Here is a 19,461-nt window from a genome sequence, read left to right on the forward strand (position 1 = left end):
ACCCATCCGAGCGGGCCCCGGCCCGCGAGACCGACGAAAGGTGCGTGCCCCGTGGAGGTCACCATCGGTGTCCAGAACGTCGCCCGCGAGCTCAGCCTCGAGACGAACGCCGACGCGGACGAGGTCGCCGCGGCCGTCGACGCCGCCCTCGCCACTCCGGAGGGGATCCTGCGCCTCACCGACACCAAGGGCCGCACGGTCCTCGTGCCGGGTCGCTCGGTCGGCTGGATCCAGGTCGGCGAGACCGACAAGGGCAAGGTCGGCTTCGGCATCTGACGCACACCGGCGCTGACCTGCGCCGATCCCTCGTTCCGACCCATCCTGTCGAAGGTTTGACGAATCTTCGTCCAAGGTCTAGCGTCGCGTCGTGCCCGAGATCCGGGCACGTGTGACGGGGCCCTCGGGCCCGGAACGGGAGAAACCGCATGACCGAGCTCCTTCCCATGGCCGCCAGCTGCGCCCCGTCGGGCGTCGGCGGATGGATCGGCACCATCATCTTCGGCGCCGTCATCGGCGTCCTCGCCCGCCTCGTCCTCCCCGGCCGGCAGGCGATCAGCATGGTCGTCACCGTCGTCATCGGCATCGTCGGCGCCCTCATCGGCTACTGGCTCTCCGCCCAGATCGGCGTCTGCACCACCGGTGGCATCGACTGGCTGCGCTGGGTCATCTCCGTCATCGTCGCGGCCGTCCTCGTCGTGATCTACGAGCGCGTCATGGCCTCCCGCGGCGGCGCCCCCCGCACCCGCGCCTGACCGACACCCGCACGACGACGGCCCCCGCCACGTGGCGGGGGCCGTCGTCGTGCGCAGGAGGGGCCGCTCAGGCCTCCAGACCCATCCGGGCCATCCGCTTCTGGTGGTTCTCGGTGAGCCGGGTGAACATCCGACCGACCTCGCCGAGGTCGAGCCCTCCCCCGACGAGCAGCGCCGCCATCGCGTCGCGCTCGACGGCCACGGCCTGGGCCTGCGAGAGCGCCTCGCCGAGCAGCCGTCGCCCCCACAGGGCGAGTCGGCCCGCGGCCGTGCGGTCGGTGCGGATGCTGTCGCGGACGATCTGGACGACGAACTCCGCGTGCCCGCCGTCGTCGAGGGCGTCCTGCATCACGCCGCGCGTCTCCTCGTCGACGAACGCCGACATCTCGCGGTAGAAGTCCTTGGCGATGCCCTCGCCGACGTACGCCTTGACCAGGCCCTCGAGCCACCCCCGCGGGCGGGTGCGCTCGTGGAAGGCGGAGAACGGCGCGACGAAGGGCGCCATCGCCGCCTCCGGGTCGACGCCCAGGCCCGCGAGGTGCGCGCTGAGGCGCTCGTAGTGCTGGAAGTCGGTCGTCGCGAGGCGTCCCATCCGGGACTTCAGCGAGAGCGTCGGGGCGAGGTCGCAGTCGGCCGCCATCCGCATGAAGGCGGTCAGCTCGCCGTAGGCCAGCACCCCGAGGAGGTCGACGACGGCGGCGTCGTAGCCGTGCTCCTGCGCCCCGTCCGCGTCCATGCGTCGGAGCCTAACGGTAGAGTGGCGGCGACCACGGTGCCCGGTCGGCTCGCACCCGTGTAGTGACCTTGATGGGCGGACGCCCGGTGTCCCCGGACGCCGCGACCGCCCCCGATGACCTCCGATCGGCCCGCAGCCTCTGCGCTGGTGCGCCCCGCGCGCCCGCCGACCGAAGAAGAGAGTCCATGACCGACGTCACCGACGCCCAGGCCGAACCGCAGGCCGCCCCGACCGAGCCGACCCCGAGCTTCTCGGACTTCCCGATCCACCCCGACATCGTCGCGGCGCTGGCCGGGCACGGCATCACGAGCCCCTTCCCCATCCAGGCGATGACGCTGCCGGTCGCGCTCGGCGGCCACGACATCATCGGCCAGGCCAAGACCGGCACGGGCAAGACCCTCGGTTTCGGCATCCCGATCCTCAACCGCGTCGTCGCCCCCGGTGACGACGCGTTCGCCGGCCTCCCGGCCGCGGGCAAGCCGCAGGCCCTCGCCGTCGCCCCGACCCGCGAGCTCGCCGTCCAGGTGGCCGGCGACCTCGAGCGCGCCGGCGCGAAGCGCGGCATCCGCGTCCTCACCGTCTACGGCGGCCGGGCCTACGAGCCCCAGGTCGAGGCGCTCAAGCGGGGCGTCGAGGTCGTCGTTGGCACCCCGGGCCGCCTCATCGACCTCGCCCAGCAGGGCCACCTCGACCTCGGCCACGCGCGCATCGTCGTCCTCGACGAGGCCGACGAGATGCTCGACCTCGGCTTCCTCCCCGATGTCGAGAAGATCCTCGCGATGACGCCGGCCGGCCGCCAGACGATGCTCTTCTCGGCGACCATGCCGGGCGCCGTCGTCACCCTGGCCCGCCGCTACATGAACCAGCCGACGCACATCCGCGCGATGGGCGACGACCAGGAGAACGCGCACACGGTCAAGGCCGTCGAGCAGCACGTGTACCGCGCGCACGCGATGGACAAGGTCGAGATGCTCGCGCGCATGCTGCAGGCCGAGGGCCGGGGTCTGACCATCGTCTTCAGCCGTACCAAGCGCACCGCCGCCAAGGTCGCCGACGAGCTCGTCGAGCGCGGCTTCGCGGCCGCGTCCATCCACGGTGACCTCGGCCAGGGCGCGCGCGAGCAGGCGCTGCGCGCGTTCCGCAACGGCAAGGTCGACATCCTCGTCGCCACCGACGTCGCGGCCCGTGGCATCGACGTCGAGAACGTCACGCACGTCATCAACTACCAGTGCCCCGAGGACGAGAAGACCTACCTGCACCGCATCGGGCGCACCGCCCGCGCCGGCAACACCGGCACCGCGGTCACCTTCGTCGACTGGGACGACCTGCACCGCTGGGGGATGATCAACCGCGTGCTCGACCTCGGCATCCCCGAGCCGGTCGAGACCTACTCCTCCTCGCCGCACCTCTACACCGACCTCGCGATCCCCGAGGGGACCAAGGGCCGCCTGCCGCGCGCGAAGCGCACCCGCGAGGGCCTGGACGCCGAGGTGCTCGAGGACCTCGGCGAGACCGGCAAGTCCGGTGGTCGTGGTGGCCGCGGCGGTGGTCGCGCAGGCCTTGACGGCGGGCGTGACTCCGGCCGTGGCGGGCGTGACGGCGGCCGCGGTGAGGGTCGCTCGTCCGACCGCCCGACCGAGGGCGGCGAGCGCCCTCGGCGCAGCCGCAACCGCCGCCGCACCCAGGGCGGCAAGCCGGCCGGCGAGGGCGCGCAGGGCTGAGCCCGCACCTCCCCACGCACGACGAGAGGGGCCGCATCCCGGGTGGGATGCGGCCCCTCTCGCGCGGGGTGGACCGGGTCAGTCCTGCGGGGTGATGGTGCTCGTGTCGATGACGGCGCGGTAGCGGACGTCACCGTCGACGACGCGGTCCCAGACGGCGTCGACGTCGGCGGCGTCGACGACCTCGATGGTCGCGGCGATGCCGTGCTCGGCGCAGAAGTCGAGCATCTCCTGGGTCTCGGCGATGCCACCGATCTGCGAGCCGGCCACCGCGCGGTTGCCACCGATGAGGGCGCCCGGCGGGATCTCGTAGGGGGCCGGCGGGAGGCCGACGTTGACGACGACACCGGCCGGCTTGAGCAGCGCGACGTAGTCGGCGATCGGGATGTCGGCGCTCACCGTGTTGAGGATGATGTCGAAGGTGCCCTTGGCGGCCTCCATCGCCTCCTCGTCCTTCGAGGCGATGTGCGCGGTCGCACCGAGGCCGATGGCGTCCGCGGCCTTCGCGTCGCTGCGCGAGATGGTCGTGACGGTCGCGCCCATCGCCGTGGCGATCTTGACGCCCATGTGGCCGAGGCCGCCGACACCGACGATGGCGACCTGCTTGCCCGTGCCGGCGCCCCAGCGGTGCAGCGGCGAGTAGGTCGTGATGCCGGCGCAGAGCAGCGGGGCGGCGACGTCGAGCTCGATGCCGTCGGGGATGCGCAGGACGAAGCGCTCCGAGACGACGACCTCCTGGGCGTAGCCGCCCATCGTCCACTCGCCGTCGTAGCCCTGGGCGTTGTACGTGCCGACGGAGGGCTTGACGCAGAACTGCTCCATGCCGTCCTTGCACTGCTCGCACTCGCCGCACGAGTCGACGAGGCAGCCGACGCCGACGCGGTCACCGACCGAGTGGCGGGTGACGTCGGAACCGACCTCGACGACCGTCCCGGCGATCTCGTGGCCGACGGTCAGGGGGAAGTGGGCGGGGCCCCACTCCTCACGGGCGGTGTGGATGTCGGAGTGGCAGATGCCGGCGAAGGCGATGGCGATGCGGATGTCGTCCGGTCGCAGGTCGCGCCGCTCGATGGTGCCCTGGCGGAAGCCGGAGGTCGCGGAGTCGGCGATGAGTGCAGGGGTGGTTGTCGTCATCCCAGCAGGCTAGGACGCCTCCCCCACCCGCGGTCAAACTCTGGACAAACATTCGACGATGAGCGATCTCACCGCCGCTCGGGGAATACGGTCAGAGTGTCTCGAGCAGCCCCGCCGCGACCTCGCGGTAGGCCGTGGCGCCCTTGCTCGAGCGCGCCGTCGAGAGGATCGAGCGGCCGACGGCCGGGGCCTCGGCGAAGCGCACGGTCTTGGGGATCGGGGGGCTGAGCACCGGCAGGCCGTAGCGCTGGCCGACGTCCTCGAGGACCTCGCGCGCGTGGGTGCTGCGACCGTCGTACAGCGTCGGGAGGATGCCGATGACGCGCAGCTTCTTGTTGAGGATCTTCTTGACGTCGGCGACGGTGTCGAGCAGCTGGCCGACGCCGCGGTGGCTGAGCATCTCGCAGGGCATGGGCACGACGAGGCCCTGCGCGGCGGTCAGCGCGTTGAGGGTGAGCACGCCGAGGCTCGGCGAGCAGTCGAGCAGGATGACGTCGTAGTCCTTGCGGACGGTGTCGAGGGCGCCCTGGAGCACGTACTCGCGCGCCGGCCGGCCGAGGAGGACGGCCTCCGCGCCGGCGAGCTCGATCGAGCTGGGGACGAGGTCGACACCGTCGGCGCAGGTCTGGACGACGTCGGCGAGCTCGGCGGCGCCGAGGAGGACGTCGTGGACGGAGGACTCGACGGTGTCCGGGTCGACGCCGAGGCTGAAGGTCAGGCAGGCCTGGGGGTCGAGGTCGACGAGCAGCACCCGCTTGCCGGCCTCGGCGAACGCGGCGCCGAGCGAGGCGACGGACGTCGTCTTGGCGACCCCGCCCTTCTGGTTGGCGAGGGCGATGATCGTGGCCTTGCGCTTCGGCGCCATGGGGCGGCCCTTTCGGATCGTCGTCGGGGACGGCCCGATCCTCTCATCCGGCGCGGCGGCGCCCGGACGCGAGGACGAAGCGGCGGAACGCCTCGGCCGACGGCAGGAGGGGGCGGCCGTCGACCCACGCGAGCCCGACCTCGCGGTGCGCGCCGACGTCGGTCAGGGGCAGGAGCCGGGTGCGGGCGAAGGTCGCCGGCACGGAGAGGCCCTGCGCGGGGACGACGGAGACCCCGAGACCGGCCGCGACGAAGCCGCGGATGGTCGGCAGGTCCTCGGCCTCCATCGCGACGGCCGGGATGAAGCCGGCGGCCCGGCAGAGGTCGAGCGTCTGCTGGCGCATCCCCGACGGTGGGGCGCGCAGGACGAACGGCTCCCTGGCGACCTCGGCGAGGGCGACCTCGGAGCGGCCGGCGAGCGGGTGGTCGGTGGAGACGGCGAGGACGAAGGGCTCGTCGAGGACGTGCTGCCACACGACGCCCTGGCCGGCGACGCGGGCGGCGGTCAGCTCGAGGTCGGCGCGGCGGGTCGCGAGCTGGGTGGAGATGCGCCCGTCCTCGCCGACCGCGGTGCGCTCGATGACGACCCGGACCCGGGGGTGCTGCTCGCGGAAGGCCCCGACGAGGCCGGGGACGAGCCAGCTGCCGAGGCTCAGCGGGTAGGCGAGGGTGACGACGCCGCTCTCGGGGTCGACGATCTCGCCGACCGCGGCGAGGCCGTCGTCGAGGTTGTTGACGAGGGCGTCGACGTGGCGCTTGAACGCCGAGCCGGCGTAGGTCATCCGCAGGACCCGGCCCTGCCGGTGCAGGAGCGGGGTGCCGACCTCGTCCTCGAGCCGGGCCAGCGCGCGCGAGACCCCCGACTGGCTGACGCCGAAGACGTCGCTCACCTCGGTGACCGTGTAGCCGTCGGCGACGAGCTGGAACCAGCGCAGCGACTCGGTGTCCATCCCATGACGATACGTCATGTGTTGCTTGCGTCGTTTTCATTGGACGCATGGATGGCGTCGCTCGCACACTGGATGCATGACGAACACCACCGCACTCTGGACCACCGTCAAGGACGAGCTCCGTGAGCGCCGCGAGCAGCGCGCCGCGGTCCGCCGGCTGCGCGAGGACCTCTCGCACTACCGGACCCCCCACGAGATCGAGGACCTCCTCGTCGCCGTGGACACCCAGGAGGCGCAGGGCATCGCGACCGAGGAGGCCCCGCTCATCCGCTCCATCCTCCAGGAGAACCTGCAGGCGTACTACGGCACCCAGTCGCCGGTCCGCCGCGCCGCCGGTCTCTGACCGCCCCTCAGCCCGGGACGACGGGCTCCGTGCCCGGGACGACCCGGCGGCCGATCGGGCCCGGGTTCCAGGCGACCTCCCAGCGCACGCCGTCGGGGTCGGCGAAGTAGCCGGAGTAGCCACCCCACTCCCGCTCGACCCCCGTCCCGACCGGCGCCCCGGCCGCCGCGGCGAGCGCCAGCACCTCGTCGACGAGGGCCGGCGTCTCGACGTTGTGCGACAGCGTGAGCGGCAGCAGGCCGGGCCCCCTCACCGTGACGCCGCCGACCTCGGCCTCGAAGTGCGCCCGGTCCCAGAGCGAGAGCACGAGCCGCTCCCCCGCCGGGAACATCACGACCTCGCCGTCGACCTCCAGCTCGGGCACCCACCCGAGCCCGTCGACGTAGAAGCGCCGCGAGGTCGCGAGGTCGGCGACGGCCAGGGTGACGAACGAGATTCGCTGCTCCATCCCGGCAGCCTGCCACCACCACCCGACACGGCTCTGGCGCCCGGGGCACCCCCACCCCTACGCTGGCTCCCGTTGGTGCGTATGACGAGACGGGTTGCACGATGAGCAACGAACTCCCCACCGTGGCCCTCGCCCACCTCCTCGAGGGGGCGCGCTACGAGGTGATGCCCACTCCCTCGATCACCGAGGCCGTCCTCGAGCACGTGCCCCCCACCCTCACCGTCACCGTGACCGCCGCTCCGAGCAAGGGCCTGGCCGCCACCCTCGACACCTCCGTCGCCCTCGCGACCGCCGGCTACCGGGTCGTCCCGCACCTCGCCGCGCGCATGGTCACCGGCCGCGCCGAGCTCGAGGACGTCGTCTCCCGGCTGGCCGAGGCCGGGGTGACCGCGGTGTTCGTCCCCGGCGGCGACGCCGACCCCCCGGCCGGCGACTACACCTCCGCCCTCGACCTCCTCCAGGACCTCGCCGCGCTCGAGCACCCCTTCACCCACGTCGGCATCACCGGCTACCCCGAGTCGCACCCGAGCATCGACGACGACGTCACCGTCCAGTCGATGTGGGACAAGCGCCGCTACGCCACCCACGTCGTGTCCAACATGACCTTCGACGCCGAGCACCTCGGCACCTGGACCGAGCGCGTCCGCCGCCGCGGGGTCACCCTGCCGATCCTCGTCGGGGTCGCCGGGCCGGTCGACCGCACCAAGCTGCTCGGCGTGGCGACGAAGATCGGCGTCGGCGAGTCGCTGCGCTTCCTGCGCAAGCAGAAGTCGGTCTTCGCCCGCATCGCTTCCCCCGGCTTCTCGACCGACCGCTTCGTCAGCCGGGTCGCCGTGCTCGCCGCCAACCCCGCGCTCGACATCGAGGGCCTGCACGTCTTCACGTTCAACCAGGTGGCGGTCATCGAGTCGTGGCGACGGCGGATGCTCGACGAGGCCGTGTCCGCCCGGGTCAGACCGCCGGGATGACCGCCGCACAGTCGCTACCGTGGTCGACGTGACCAACCGACTCACCACCCTCCTCGCCGGGCGCCCGGCCATCGCCGACGGCGGCTACGGCTGGCTGCTCCAGGAGCGGGGGCTGCCGATGGGCGAGTGCGCCGAGTCGTGGAACCTCACGAACCCCGACGCGGTCGCCGCCCTCCACGAGGAGTACGCGGTGGCCGGCGCCCGCCTGCTCACGACGAACACCTTCGGCGCCACCGAGCCGCGGCTGGCCCAGCACGGCCTCGCCGGGCAGGCCGAGCAGGTCAACCGCGCCGCGGCCGCCCTGTGCGCCACCGTCGCTCGCCGCCACGACGCCCTCGTCGCCGGAGACATCGGCCCCACCGGCGAGCTCCTCGAGCCGCTCGGCGCCCTGACCCCCGAGGCCGCCCGCGAGCTCTTCGCCGAGCAGGTCCGCGGCCTGCGCGACGGCGGCGCCGACCTGCTCCTCGTCGAGACGATGAGCGACCTCGAGGAGGCACGCGCCGCCGTCGCCGCCGCCCGCGCCGAGGCCCCCGAGCTGCCCCTCGTCGTCACGCTGTCGTTCGACACCAACCTGCGCACGATGATGGGCGTGACCCCGGCCGCCGCCGTGGCCGCCCTCGCCGCGGACGGCGTCGACGCGGTCGGCGCCAACTGTGGCCGCGGCCCGGACGAGATGCGCACCATCGCCGAGCAGCTCGTGGCCGCGCGGCCGGACGGGGTGCTGCTCGTCGCCCAGTCCAACGCCGGGCTGCCGGAGCTCGACGGCGACCGCTTCGTCTACACCGTCGGGCCCGAGGCGATGGCCGACCACGCGCGCGAGCTGCGTGACCTCGGCATCGACGTCGTCGGCGCGTGCTGCGGCTCCTCGCCCGCGCACCTGCGGGCGATGGCCGCCGCGCTCACCGCGGGCTGACCAGCGCGGTCAGGGCGGCCTCGAGCCCGCCGGACCCGGTGTGCCGCACCGTCAGCGGCAGGCCGATGGACTCCGCGGCCTCCTGGGCGAGCCCGCGCAGCTCCGCCTGCTCCGCGGGGTCCCGCGTCTGCACCAGCCAGACGACGCGCGCGTAGTGGCGGAAGTAGTCGTCGCGCAGCTCGGGATGGCGGTCGAGCCCCAGCTCGCGCACGACCGTCCGCGCGAAGGACCGCACGAGGAAGTCGGTGAGCAGGTAGGTGCCGGGCTCCTCCGCGGACAGCACCTCCACGGTCGCCGGTCTCGCGAACAGGTCGTAGCAGTGCAGCCCCGGGAGCCGCTCCACCCCGAGCTCGCGGCAGACCGCGTCGAGCGCCCCGTAGGTGCCGCAGTCCGCGTACCCGACGACGACGCGGTCGTACCTCGACCCCAGGTCCGCGACGGCCTCGGCCACCGCCGGCGCGATGCGCTCGGGCCGGTTGTGCAACAACGGTGGCAAGGGGTGGACGTCGAGCGGCCACCCGTGACGGGCCGCCGCCTCGGCCGCCGGCTGCGCGATGGCCCCGCAGGCCACGAGGGCGACGCGCCCCGGGTCGCGCGCCTCAGACGGGGAAGGCGAGCTGGTCGACGAAGCGGTCGTTGAAGTCGGGGCGGTCCGAGAGCTCGACATAGCGCACCTCCTCGAGCAGCGCGTCGGCACCGGCCCGCTCCCGGGCCGACAGCAGCACCATCTTCGCGCCCTCCCCCGCGACGTTGCCGGCCGAGACGATGCGCAGCACCGACAGCTTCGGCACGAGCCCGATGCGGACCGCGGACGACGGCGAGAGGTAGGACCCGAACGAGCCGGCGAGCAGCACCTGCTGCACCTCGGACGCCTCGAGCCCGAGCTCCTCGAGCAGCAGCGACCAGCCGGTCGAGATGGCCGCCTTCGCGAACTGCAGCTCGCGGACGTCCCTCTGCGAGAGGTAGACCGACTCCTCGACGGGCGCGTCGGCGGAGTGCCGGTGCAGGACGAAGACCCGCTCCCCCTCGCGCACCGTCGCCATCCGGTCGGCGAGCACCGGCGCGAGCTCGGCGGCGCGCTCGTCGGTGACGAACCGGCCCGAGGAGTCGAGCAGGCCGACGCGGGCGAGCTCGGCGACCGCGTCGACGAGCCCCGACCCGCACACCCCGCGGGCCTCGACGTCGCCGATGACCCCGAGCGCGACCGCGAGCGAGGGGTCCTCGGCGTCGGGGTCGAGCCGGACGACCTCCACCGCCCCGTCGGCCGCGCGCATCCCGCAGCGGATGGCGCCGCCCTCGAACGCCGGCCCGGCGGGTGCGGCGGTCGTGACGATGCGCTCCCCGTCGGTCAGCGCGATCTCGCAGTTCGTGCCGACGTCGACGAACAGCCGGACCCGCTTGTCGCGGTCGAGGCCGCTCGCGAGCATCCCGGCGACGATGTCGCCGCCGACGTAGGCGCCGAGGGCCGGGAAGACGACGGCGCGCGCGCCCGGGTGCAGCGTGAGCCCGAGGTCGGACGCCAGCAGCACCGGCCAGTCGGCGGTCGCCTGGACGAAGGGCGCGACGCCCAGCGGCTCGGGGTCGACGCCGAGCAGGAGCGCGGTCATCGTCGCGTTGCCGGCCAGGGCCACCTCGTAGACGCCGGCCGGGTCGACGCCGCCCTCCTCGCACACCTCGGCGGCGAGCCCGGCGAGGGTCTCGCGGGCGAGAGCGGTGAGGCGGGGCAGCGCCTGCGGGTCCATCATCGTCGCGCTGATCCGGGTGATGACGTCGCCGCCGAACGGCTGCTGCCGGTTGAGCACCGACGACACCGCGACCGGCGTCCCCGTCTCGAGGTCGAGCAGCGTCGCGACGACCGTCGTCGTGCCGAGGTCGTAGGCGATGGCGTGCCGCCGCCCCGTCGTGTCACCGGGCTCGACGTCGACCAGCGTCTCGTCGACGACGACCGCCGTCACCTTGAAGTCGTTCTGCCGCAGCACGACCGGCAGCCGGCGCAGCGCGTACAGGTCGGGATTCAGGGTGAGGTCGTCGACGGCGTCGCGCAGCCGCGCGAGGTCGGTGCGCTGGTCGGCGAGCGTCGGCTCGGTCAGCTCGACGTAGCGCTTCTGCACCGACGGCCGCAGGATGACCTGCCGGCCGACGCCGACGGTCGAGGCCTTGGGCCGGGTGACGAGCGGCGGCACCTCCACGTCGAGGTCGTGCGTCGCGCGGACGAGGCACGCGAGGCGCCAGCCGTCGTGGATCTGGTCGGCCGTGAAGGTCCGCACGTCGTGCCGGGTCACCGGCGCCGTGCCGCGGGTGAGCCGGACCCGGCACTTGCGGCAGGTCCCGTGCCCGCCGCAGGTCGAGTCCACGGCGATGCCGTTCCACGACGCCGCGTCGAACACCGACACCCCCGGCGGCACACGGACGACGCGCTCGGCCGGGCTGAAGGACAACGTGACCCGGCCGGCTCCGGCGAGCTCGGTGTCGTCGACGTCGGAGGTCAGCGGCGCGGGCGGCTCGAGGAGCCCCTCGCGTCGCAGGCCCTCGACGACGTCCTCGAAGGGCTGGTCCGGCCCGCGCTCGCCCGTCACGCCGTCCCGGCGGCCACGGCCTCCGCCGCCTGCCGGGCCCGGTGCGCGCCGATCCACGACATGCCCCACTCGTCGTTGCCGAGGAGGAGGTCCGAGGCCCGCACCGCGTCGACGACGTGCGGCGTGCGCGCGTCCATGATGGCGCTCGTCATCCCCGCCGACATCGCGAGCGGCAGCCAGGCCGCGTTGATGGCGTGCCGGCCCGGCATCCCGAAGCTGACGTTCGAGGCGCCGCACGTCGTGTTGAGGCCCCACCGCTCGCGGATGCCGCGGATCACCTCGAGCGTCGTCCGACCGACCGTCGAGTCGGCGCCGATCGGCATGGCGAGCGGGTCGATGACGATGTCCTCGATCGCGATGCCGTACTCCTGCGTCGCGACCCGGACGATCTTCTCGGTGAGGGCGAGGCGCTTCTCGGCCTCCATCGGGATCTCGTCCTCGTCGTTCGGCAGCGCGACGATGGCGGCGTCGTACTTCTTGACGAGCGGCAGGATGGCGGCCATCCGGTCGTCCTCGGCGGTGATCGAGTTGACGAGCGCGCGGCCCTGGTAGACCGACAGGCCGGCCTCCAGTGCCTCGACGACCGAGGAGTCGATGCACACCGGCAGGTCGGTCAGCGACTGCACGAGCTGGATCGCCTTGGTCAGCAGCTCCGCCTCGTCGGTGAGCGGCACGCCCATGTTGATGTCGAGCACGTCGGCCCCGCCCGCGACCTGTGCCGCCACGTCCTTGGCGATGATCGACAGGTCGCCCTCGCGCAGCGCGGCCTGGAAGACCGGCCGGCCGGTCGGGTTGATCCGCTCGCCGATGACGCAGAACGGCTTGTCCGCACCGATGACGACCTCCTCGGTCGCCGATCGGAGGACGGTGTGCCGCAGCGGGGCGCTCACGCGGGCACCTGCGAACGACGCGCGGCGAGAAGGGCCTTGGCGCGCTTGACGGTGGCCGAGGCGTCCGCGGCGTAGCCGTCGGCTCCGACCGCGTCGGCGTACTCCTGGGTGACCGGCGCGCCGCCGACCATGACGATGACCGAGTCGCGCATCCCCGCCTTCTCCAGGGCGTTGATGTTCGCCTTGAACATCGGCATCGTCGTCGTGAGGAACGCCGAGAAGCCGACGATGTCCGGCTGGTGCTCGTCGATGGCGGCGACGAACTTCTCGGGGGCGACCTGCACCCCGAGGTCGATCACCTCGAAGCCGGCGCCCTCGAGCATGATGTTGACGAGGTTCTTGCCGATGTCGTGGACGTCGCCCTTGACCGTGCCCATGAGGAACTTGCCGATCGTCTCGACGCCGGTGTCGGCGAGCAGCGGGCGCAGCACCTCCATCGAGCCGGCCATCGCCCGGCCGGCGATGAGCATCTCGGGCACGAAGAAGTCGCCGCGCTCGAAGCGCGCACCGACCTCCTCGAGCGCCGGGATGAGCGCGTCGAAGAGCAGCGTGCCGGGGGCCATCTGCATCCCGAGCGCCTGGTGGGTGAGGTCGAGCACCGCCGGGCCGTTGCCGACGAGCGTCTCGTCGTAGAGGCCCTTGAGGATGTCGTCGGGTGTCATGCCGCTCCTTCGTGTGGGTGGTGCTCGAGCCGGGCGGACAGGGCCGCGGCGTGGGTGGCGACGAGGGCGCCGGTCGACGCGAGGTCGCCGACGAGGCGGGACGTCGGTCCCGAGATGCCGAGGGCGGCGACGACCGACCCGCGGTGGCGCACCGGCGCCGCGACACCGGTGAGCCCGGGCTCGAGCTCGTCGACGGTCGTCGCGTAGCCGGCGCGGCGGATGCCGGGCAGCTGCGCGGCGAGCTCGGCGCCGCTGGTCACGGCGTCCGGGGCCGGCGGGTCGAGGGGGCCGGAGGGCACGGGCAGCGCGCCGTGGGCGTAGAGGACCTTGCCGAGCGCGGAGGCGTGGGCGGGCACGTCGGTGCCGACCCAGTCGCGCGAGCCGAGGTAGTACGAGGAGTCGACCTGCGCCACCTGCACGACCGTGCCCCGGCGCGGCACACCGAGGTTCACCGTCTCGCCGGTGATCTCGCCGAGCTCGCGCATCGTCGGGCCGGCGACCTCCGCGAGCACCTCGTCGCCGGTGCGCCGGGTCGCGTAGAGGTCGAACAGCGGGCCGGGGGCCCACGACCCGGTGTCGTCCCGCGCGAGCAGGTCGGCCCGCTCCAGCGCGGCGAGCAGCCGCGAGGTGGTCGAGCGCGCGAGCCCCGTCGAGTCCGCGAGCGCCGCGGCCGTCAGCCCTCCGTCGGCGTGGACCACCCGGACGACGAGGTCGGCGGCCCGGTCGATCGACTGGGTTCCGGTGGTCGGGGGCGGGGTCGGCACGGGGGGGGTCCTCTCGCAGGGCGGCGGCGACCGTCTGTCGCCGCTCACGATGTGGGCCTTGTGCGCCCACATGATGAGGCTAGGATGTGGCGCGGCTCACCGTCAACGCTCGTCCTGCCCTGTGGAGGCCCACGCGCATGTTCACGAACCGGATGCCGCGCTACGAGATCCTCTCGGCGGACGCGATGGCGCAGCTGGACGCCGGCTGGCGGCGACTCGTCACCGAGATCGGGGTCGAGTTCATGAGCGAGCGGGCTCTCGAGCTGTTCCGGCAGGCCGGCCAGCGGGTCGAGGAGAACACCGTCTTCCTCGACCCCGAGTTCGTCCTCGAGCAGGTGGCCAAGGCGCCGCGCGAGTTCGACGTCCAGGCGCGCAACGCCGAGCGGAGCATCCACATCGGCGGCGACTCGATGGCCTTCGGCGCCGTGTACGGGCCGCCGTTCGTCCGCGAGGGCGAGACGCGTCGCGACGGCACGCTCGAGGACTACCGCAACTTCGCCCGTCTCTCGCAGTCGTTCTCGGTGCTCGACTCCGCGGGCGGCGTGGTCTGCGAGCCCAACGACGCGCCGCTCGACTCGCGCCACCTCGACATGACCTACGCCCTGATGACGATCACCGACAAGGTGTTCATGGGCAACGTCGTCTCCGGCGAGAACGCCCGCGACGTCATCGCGATGTCCGAGATCCTCTTCGGCGGGCGCGAGGCCATCGAGCGGACGCCGGTCAGCATCAGCCTCGTCAACTGCAACAGCCCGCTGCGCTGGGACGACCGGATGCTCGACGCGCTCTTCGAGTACGCCGCGGCCGCGCAGCCCGTCGTCCTCACGCCGTTCATCCTCATGGGGGCGATGTCGCCGGTCACCATCCCGGCGGCGCTCGTCCAGCAGATCGCCGAGGCGCTGTCGGGCATCGCCCTCGCGCAGCTCATCCGCCCGGGCTGCCCGGTCATCTTCGGCTCGTTCCTCTCGAACATCGACATGCAGTCGGGCTCACCGACGTTCGGCACGCCCGAGTCGGGCATCGGCCTGCTGTGCACCGGCCAGATCGCCCGCCACTTCAACCTGCCGTTCCGCACCGGTGGCGGCCTCACGTCCTCGCAGGTCCCGGACGCACAGGCCGGCTACGAGGCCCTGATGACGCTGCTCCCGACCTTCCTCGCGGGCACGAACTGGGTGATGCACAGCGCCGGCTGGCTCGAGGGCGGCCTCGTCGCGGGCTTCGAGAAGTTCGTCATCGACTGCCAGATCGTCGAGATGCTCCAGCACGAGTTCACGCCACTCGAGATCGACGAGGGCTCGCTCGGCTTCGACGCCCACCAGGAGGTCGGGCACGGGGGGCACTTCCTCGGCTCGATGCACACGATGGAGCGCTTCCGGACCTGCTTCTACCGGCCGTTCCTCAACTCCTCGGAGAACTACGAGCGCTGGATGCGCAACGGAGCGCAGGACACGGCGACGCGCGCGCAGGCGATCTGGCGCAAGCGCCTCGAGGAGTACGAGCAGCCGGCGCTCGACGAAGCCGTGCGCGCCGAGCTCGAGGAGTACGTCGTGCGCCGCCGGCGCGAGCTCGGCGACTGACCCGGGGTCCGTCGGCGAGGGTTGCGCCCTTCGCTACCGTTGCGCCATGCGCACCACCTCGCGGGACGCCGGCTCGACCGTCCAGTCCGTCGACCGGGCCGTCACCATCCTCGAGCTGCTGGCCCTGCACGGCGAGGCCGGGACGACGCAGCTGGCCCGCGAGCTCGGGGTGCACAAGTCGACGGCCAGCCGGCTCGTCGCCGCGCTCGAGCGGCGACGGCTCGTCGAGCAGGTCGAGGAGCGGGGCCGCTACCGGCTCGGCGTCGGGGTCCTCAAGCTCGCCGGGGCCACCACCGCCCGGCTCGACCTCGCGAAGGAGGCCCGCCCGGTCGTGCGACGCCTGGCCTCCGAGACCGGCGAGACGGTCAACCTCGCGGTGCTCTCGGGCGGCGCCGCGCTCTACGTCGACCAGGTGTCCGGCTCCTCGACCCTCTCGTCGTACAACTGGGTCGGCCAGCACATCCCGATCCACGCGACGAGCAACGGCAAGGTCCTCGTCAGCGAGCAGCACGACCCCGAGCTGACCCGCACCCTCGGCGAGCTCACGCCGTACACGCCCTCGACCGTCACCGACCGCGCGGTGCTCGACGCGCAGCTCGCGGAGGTCCGCGAGCGCGGGTGGGCCCTCGCGACCGACGAGCTCGACGTCGGCCTCACCGCCCTGGCCGCGCCCGTCCGCGACGCCCACGGCGACGTCGTCGCGTCGATCAGCGTCTCCGGGCCGACCTTCCGCTTCGGCGCCGACCGGGTCGACGAGCTCGTCCCGCTGCTCCTCGCCGCGACCGAGGAGGCGTCGGCCCGGATCGCCCACCAGCCCGTGGAGCGCTGAGCCAGCCTGAGGACGCCGGGGACCACCCGCAGGAAGGGTCCTTGACCGCGGCGACCCCGGAGCGCCATCCTGTTGCGCAGAACACGCGGTGTTGCACATCGCGCAACTCTGCGGAGGTGGAGCGTGACGGACCTGGCCGTGAGCAGCAGGACGACATCCGCGACGGACGCGACCTCGGCCGCCCTCTCCGTCCGGGGCCTGTGGAAGGTCTTCGGACCGAACGCCGACAAGCTCCTCGGCACCCCCGACCTCGAGCTGTCCCGGCAGGAGCTGCAGGCCAAGAGCGGGCACGTCATCGGCGTGCGCGACGTCTCCTTCGACGTCGCCCCCGGCGAGGTGTTCGTCGTCATGGGGCTGTCCGGCTCGGGCAAGTCGACGCTGGTCCGGCTCCTCACCCGCCTCATCGAGCCGACGGCCGGCACGGTCGTCCTCGACGGCGAGGACCTCACGGGGATGGGCGAGGACCAGCTGCGCGAGATCCGCCGCCGCAAGGTGTCGATGGTCTTCCAGCACTTCGGCCTGCTCCCCCACCGCAAGGTCATCGACAACATCGCCTTCGGCCTCGAGATCCGCGGCGAGGAGAAGTCGGGCCGCCGCTCGCGCGCCCAGGAGATGGTCGACCTCGTCGGCCTCACCGGCTACGAGCTCAACTACCCCGACCAGCTCTCCGGCGGGATGCAGCAGCGCGTCGGCCTCGCCCGCGCCCTCGCCGGCGACCCGGCGGTGCTCATGTTCGACGAGCCGTTCAGCGCGCTCGACCCGCTGATCCGCCGCGACATGCAGAAGGAGGTCATCCGGCTGCACCACGAGGTCGGCAAGACGATGGTCTTCATCACCCACGACCTCGACGAGGCGCTCAAGCTCGGCGACCGCATCCTCATCATGCGCGACGGCGAGATCGTCCAGGTCGGCGCCCCGGACGAGATCATCGGCGCCCCCGCCGACGACTACGTCCGCGACTTCACCGCCGAGGTGCCGAAGTCGCACGTGCTGACCCTGCGCTGGGTCATGCGCCCGCCGGGCTCGGCCGACGAGGGCGCCGGCGCCCCGGCACTGCCGGACACGACGGTGGTCCGGGAGGCCGCGCGCGCGGTCCTCGCGGCCGACGGGCCGGTGCGCGTCGTCGACGCGAGCGGCGCGGTCGTCGGGGTCGTCGACGACGAGGACATCCTCCGGGTCGTCGTCGTCGAGCAGCACGCCCCGGCCGGCGCGCGGTGACCACGACCCTGGAGCCGGCCCGTCCGGCCCCGACGAAGGAGGCGCAGCCCGTCGCCGAGCGCGCGACCTCCCGCCGCACCGGCCGCAAGCTGCTGGCCGTCCTCGCCCTCTGGGTCCTCGCGTGGGCCACCCTGCGCGGCCGGCAGACCCTCGAGCTGGCCAACGCCGACACGACCGGCCTGCACGACTGGTTCAACGACGTCCGCGACCGGGTGCAGCTCCTCGGGCAGGACAACTGGTTCTTCCACGGCGTGCTCGGGACGATCGCGAGCGGGCTCGACACGTTCGTCGGCGTGCTCCAGGAGCACCTCAGCTCGGTGACGCCGGGCGACTGGCTCGGCTGGTTCGGCGTGCTGCTGCTCGCCGCCTGGGTCACCTACGCGCTCGCCGGGCTGCGCTCGACGCTCCTCGTGACCGTCGTCCTGCTCTTCCTCGGTCTCGCCGGCCTCTGGACCGACGGCATCGACACCCTCATCGTCACCATCGTCGCGGTCGTCATCTGCATGGTCGTCGGGCTGCCGCTCGGCATCGCGATGTCGCGCAGCCGGCGCACCTCGGCGGTCGTCACCCCGGTGCTCGACGCGATGCAGACGATGCCGTCGTTCGCCTACCTCACGCCGATCGCGCTGTTCTTCGGGATCGGCCCGGCGTGCGCCATCGTCCTCACCCTCGTCTACGCGCTGCCGCCGCTGGTCCGCATCACGGAGCACGGGCTGAACTCGGTCGCGGAGAACACGGTCGAGGCCGGCCGCTCGCTCGGGGTGACGAAGGGGCAGCTGCTGCGGCAGGTCCAGCTGCCGATGGCCAAGCGGACGATCGTCGTCGGCATCAACCAGTGCACGATGGCGGCGCTGTCGATGGCGACCATCGCGGCGCTCGTCAACGGCCCCGGCCTCGGCAAGCCGGTCATCGCGGCCCTGCAGACCCTCAACGTCGGGGCCGCCGCGGTGGCGGGCCTCGGCATCGTCCTCATCGCGATCATGCTCGACCGCACGACGACCGCAGCGAGCGAGCGCTCCTCCCCCGCGGGCCAGCGGGTCGCGGCCGTCGGCTCCCCCGGCATCTTCGGCGGGCGCACCCTCGTCCTCGAGAAGCTGCCCCGCTGGGCCACCGAGGAGGGCGGGCGCGGCACCGACCGCCGCTTCCTCACCCCGAGCGGCCGGCGGCTCGTCCTCGCCGTGCTCCTGCTCCCCGTCCTCGTCGGCGCCTACTACTCGACCCGCTACCTCCAGCTCTCGCAGTTCCCCGACCTCTCCGGCGTCCCGGTCCTCGGCGAGCTGACCGCGGGCCCCCTCGGCGGGCACATCAACGACCTGACGAACGCCGTCGTCGACGCGATCTCCGGCGTGACCAACGGGTTCAAGGACCTCGTCACGGCCGTGATGCTCAACCCGCTGCAGTCGCTGATGTCCGACCTGCCGTGGTGGGTCATGGCCCTCGTGCTGCTCGCCGTCGCGTTCCTCCTCGGCGGCTGGCGGCCGGCCGTCGTCACCCTCGTCTGCGAGGCCGTCGTCCTCGGCACCGGTCTCTGGTACGACGCGATGGTCACCCTGACGATGACCCTCGTCGCGACGGTCATCGTCATGCTCGTCGCCGTCGTGCTCGGTGTCGCGATGGGTCGGGGCCGGCGGGCGGACACCGTCATCCGGCCCTTCCTCGACGGCTTCCAGACCATCCCCGCGTTCGTCTACCTCGTGCCGGCGCTGGCGCTCTTCGCGGCGACCCGCTTCACGGCGATCATGGCCGCCGTCGCCTACGCGGTGCCGATCGCGACCAAGCTCGTCGCCGACGGCGTGCGCGGCGTCTCGCCGGCCACCGTCGAGGCCGCCCGCTCCACCGGCATCACCCGGTGGCAGATGATCTCCAAGGTCCAGCTGCCGATGGCCCGCGAGGCCCTCGTGCTCGCGACCAACCAGGGCCTGCTCTACGTCCTGTCGATGGTCGTCATCGGCGGGATGGTCGGCGGCGGCAGCCTCGGCTACCTCATCGTCCAGGGCTTCGTCCAGGGCCAGCTCTTCGGCAAGGGCCTGGCCGCCGGCATCGCCATCACCGCGCTCGGGATCATGCTCGACCGCATCGCCCGCCACGCCGCCGCCCGGTTCGGCCGATGAGCCGG

Annotated in this window: 20 protein-coding genes; 10 read left to right on the forward strand and 10 right to left on the reverse strand. The window is 73.0% G+C overall.

All coding sequences use genetic code 11. The features are described 5' to 3' along the window. The first annotated feature begins 51 nt into the window (after window positions 1–51). Window positions 52–276, forward strand: a complete 225-nt coding sequence (locus LG324_RS16505; RefSeq protein ID WP_030529618.1) for a DUF3107 domain-containing protein — start codon at window positions 52–54, stop codon at window positions 274–276. 149 nt (window positions 277–425) lie between these two features. Next, window positions 426–752: a GlsB/YeaQ/YmgE family stress response membrane protein gene (locus tag LG324_RS16510; RefSeq protein WP_242525966.1), complete on the forward strand. Its 327-nt coding sequence runs from the start codon at window positions 426–428 to the stop codon at window positions 750–752. Between the two features lie 67 nt (window positions 753–819). Here LG324_RS16510 and LG324_RS16515 read toward each other — a convergent pair whose 3' ends face one another. Continuing rightward, window positions 820–1,488: a ferritin-like fold-containing protein gene (locus tag LG324_RS16515; RefSeq protein WP_030529616.1), complete on the reverse strand. Its 669-nt coding sequence runs from the start codon at window positions 1,486–1,488 to the stop codon at window positions 820–822. A 185-nt stretch (window positions 1,489–1,673) separates the two neighbouring features. Here LG324_RS16515 and LG324_RS16520 point away from each other — a divergent pair, with 185 nt between their 5' ends. Further along, window positions 1,674–3,209, forward strand: a complete 1,536-nt coding sequence (locus tag LG324_RS16520) for a DEAD/DEAH box helicase (protein ID WP_404349674.1) — start codon at window positions 1,674–1,676, stop codon at window positions 3,207–3,209. Window positions 3,210–3,287: 78 nt separating this feature from the next. Here the strand turns inward: LG324_RS16520 and LG324_RS16525 are convergent, their stop codons facing one another. The 3 genes from LG324_RS16525 to LG324_RS16535 form a co-directional block, all read right to left on the reverse strand. Beyond that, entirely contained in the window at window positions 3,288–4,343 is a 1,056-nt protein-coding gene (locus LG324_RS16525; protein WP_404349677.1) for an NAD(P)-dependent alcohol dehydrogenase, read from the reverse strand. Between the two features lie 91 nt (window positions 4,344–4,434). Beyond that, complete coding sequence (locus LG324_RS16530) at window positions 4,435–5,208, reverse strand: ParA family protein (RefSeq protein WP_030529613.1); 774 nt, start codon at window positions 5,206–5,208, stop codon at window positions 4,435–4,437. A 43-nt stretch (window positions 5,209–5,251) separates the two neighbouring features. After that, a complete protein-coding gene (locus tag LG324_RS16535; protein WP_030529612.1) occupies window positions 5,252–6,157 on the reverse strand; it encodes a LysR family transcriptional regulator in 906 nt (301 codons plus the stop codon). Between the two features lie 76 nt (window positions 6,158–6,233). On the opposite strand from LG324_RS16535, the gene LG324_RS16540 reads away from it, so the two are divergent. Further along, a complete protein-coding gene (locus LG324_RS16540; protein WP_207025343.1) occupies window positions 6,234–6,500 on the forward strand; it encodes a hypothetical protein in 267 nt (88 codons plus the stop codon). A 7-nt stretch (window positions 6,501–6,507) separates the two neighbouring features. Here LG324_RS16540 and LG324_RS16545 read toward each other — a convergent pair whose 3' ends face one another. Beyond that, on the reverse strand, window positions 6,508–6,948 hold the full coding sequence (locus LG324_RS16545) for a VOC family protein (RefSeq protein ID WP_404349681.1): 441 nt from the start codon (window positions 6,946–6,948) through the stop codon (window positions 6,508–6,510). Window positions 6,949–7,049: 101 nt separating this feature from the next. Between LG324_RS16545 and LG324_RS16550 the strand changes: the two genes are divergently transcribed. Continuing rightward, complete coding sequence (locus tag LG324_RS16550) at window positions 7,050–7,916, forward strand: methylenetetrahydrofolate reductase (protein ID WP_404349683.1); 867 nt, start codon at window positions 7,050–7,052, stop codon at window positions 7,914–7,916. 28 nt (window positions 7,917–7,944) lie between these two features. Next, complete coding sequence (locus tag LG324_RS16555; RefSeq protein WP_404349686.1) at window positions 7,945–8,829, forward strand: homocysteine S-methyltransferase family protein; 885 nt, start codon at window positions 7,945–7,947, stop codon at window positions 8,827–8,829. Here LG324_RS16555 and LG324_RS16560 read toward each other — a convergent pair. From LG324_RS16560 to LG324_RS16580, 5 genes are read right to left on the reverse strand one after another with little or no spacing between them, the layout of a single operon-like run. Then, window positions 8,816–9,400, reverse strand: coding sequence for a DUF1638 domain-containing protein (locus tag LG324_RS16560; protein WP_404349688.1), 585 nt, complete (start codon window positions 9,398–9,400; stop codon window positions 8,816–8,818). The genes LG324_RS16555 and LG324_RS16560 overlap by 14 nt on opposite strands. 28 nt (window positions 9,401–9,428) lie before the next feature. Beyond that, complete coding sequence (locus LG324_RS16565; RefSeq protein WP_404349690.1) at window positions 9,429–11,405, reverse strand: ASKHA domain-containing protein; 1,977 nt, start codon at window positions 11,403–11,405, stop codon at window positions 9,429–9,431. Further along, the gene (locus tag LG324_RS16570) at window positions 11,402–12,295 is read right to left on the reverse strand and encodes a dihydropteroate synthase (protein WP_404349693.1); all 894 of its coding nucleotides are present in this window, start codon (window positions 12,293–12,295) and stop codon (window positions 11,402–11,404) included. The genes LG324_RS16565 and LG324_RS16570 overlap by 4 nt, the downstream gene beginning before the upstream one ends. Beyond that, window positions 12,292–12,957: a corrinoid protein gene (locus LG324_RS16575; protein WP_207025338.1), complete on the reverse strand. Its 666-nt coding sequence runs from the start codon at window positions 12,955–12,957 to the stop codon at window positions 12,292–12,294. Before LG324_RS16575 ends, LG324_RS16570 begins: the two co-directional genes overlap by 4 nt. Next, a complete protein-coding gene (locus LG324_RS16580) occupies window positions 12,954–13,721 on the reverse strand; it encodes an IclR family transcriptional regulator (RefSeq protein ID WP_404349695.1) in 768 nt (255 codons plus the stop codon). The genes LG324_RS16575 and LG324_RS16580 overlap by 4 nt, the downstream gene beginning before the upstream one ends. Before the next feature lie 137 nt (window positions 13,722–13,858). Here LG324_RS16580 and LG324_RS16585 point away from each other — a divergent pair, with 137 nt between their 5' ends. The 4 genes from LG324_RS16585 (at window position 13,859) to LG324_RS16600 (ending at window position 19,456) form a co-directional block, all read left to right on the forward strand. Next, complete coding sequence (locus LG324_RS16585; RefSeq protein ID WP_404349698.1) at window positions 13,859–15,298, forward strand: trimethylamine methyltransferase family protein; 1,440 nt, start codon at window positions 13,859–13,861, stop codon at window positions 15,296–15,298. 46 nt (window positions 15,299–15,344) lie between these two features. Then, entirely contained in the window at window positions 15,345–16,127 is a 783-nt protein-coding gene (locus LG324_RS16590; protein WP_404349700.1) for an IclR family transcriptional regulator, read from the forward strand. 138 nt (window positions 16,128–16,265) lie between these two features. Beyond that, window positions 16,266–17,345 (forward strand): glycine betaine/L-proline ABC transporter ATP-binding protein, encoded by a 1,080-nt coding sequence (locus tag LG324_RS16595; protein ID WP_207025334.1) that lies wholly within the window; start codon window positions 16,266–16,268, stop codon window positions 17,343–17,345. Next, on the forward strand, window positions 17,342–19,456 hold the full coding sequence (locus tag LG324_RS16600; protein WP_030529599.1) for a proline/glycine betaine ABC transporter permease: 2,115 nt from the start codon (window positions 17,342–17,344) through the stop codon (window positions 19,454–19,456). Before LG324_RS16595 ends, LG324_RS16600 begins: the two co-directional genes overlap by 4 nt. Window positions 19,457–19,461 lie beyond the last annotated feature (5 nt).

The sequence above is a fragment of the Phycicoccus jejuensis genome, from assembly GCF_044797865.1.
Lineage (GTDB): Bacteria > Actinomycetota > Actinomycetes > Actinomycetales > Dermatophilaceae > Phycicoccus > Phycicoccus jejuensis.

Coding starts and splice junctions, on each gene's coding strand:
- LG324_RS16510 (WP_242525966.1), top strand. CDS start 426: ATGACCGAGCTCCTTCCCATGGCCGCCAGCTGCGCCCCGTCGGGCGTC.
- LG324_RS16515 (WP_030529616.1), bottom strand. CDS start 1,488: ATGGACGCGGACGGGGCGCAGGAGCACGGCTACGACGCCGCCGTCGTC.
- LG324_RS16520 (WP_404349674.1), top strand. CDS start 1,674: ATGACCGACGTCACCGACGCCCAGGCCGAACCGCAGGCCGCCCCGACC.
- LG324_RS16525 (WP_404349677.1), bottom strand. CDS start 4,343: ATGACGACAACCACCCCTGCACTCATCGCCGACTCCGCGACCTCCGGC.
- LG324_RS16530 (WP_030529613.1), bottom strand. CDS start 5,208: ATGGCGCCGAAGCGCAAGGCCACGATCATCGCCCTCGCCAACCAGAAG.
- LG324_RS16535 (WP_030529612.1), bottom strand. CDS start 6,157: ATGGACACCGAGTCGCTGCGCTGGTTCCAGCTCGTCGCCGACGGCTAC.
- LG324_RS16540 (WP_207025343.1), top strand. CDS start 6,234: ATGACGAACACCACCGCACTCTGGACCACCGTCAAGGACGAGCTCCGT.
- LG324_RS16545 (WP_404349681.1), bottom strand. CDS start 6,948: ATGGAGCAGCGAATCTCGTTCGTCACCCTGGCCGTCGCCGACCTCGCG.
- LG324_RS16550 (WP_404349683.1), top strand. CDS start 7,050: ATGAGCAACGAACTCCCCACCGTGGCCCTCGCCCACCTCCTCGAGGGG.
- LG324_RS16575 (WP_207025338.1), bottom strand. CDS start 12,957: ATGACACCCGACGACATCCTCAAGGGCCTCTACGACGAGACGCTCGTC.
- LG324_RS16585 (WP_404349698.1), top strand. CDS start 13,859: ATGTTCACGAACCGGATGCCGCGCTACGAGATCCTCTCGGCGGACGCG.
- LG324_RS16590 (WP_404349700.1), top strand. CDS start 15,345: ATGCGCACCACCTCGCGGGACGCCGGCTCGACCGTCCAGTCCGTCGAC.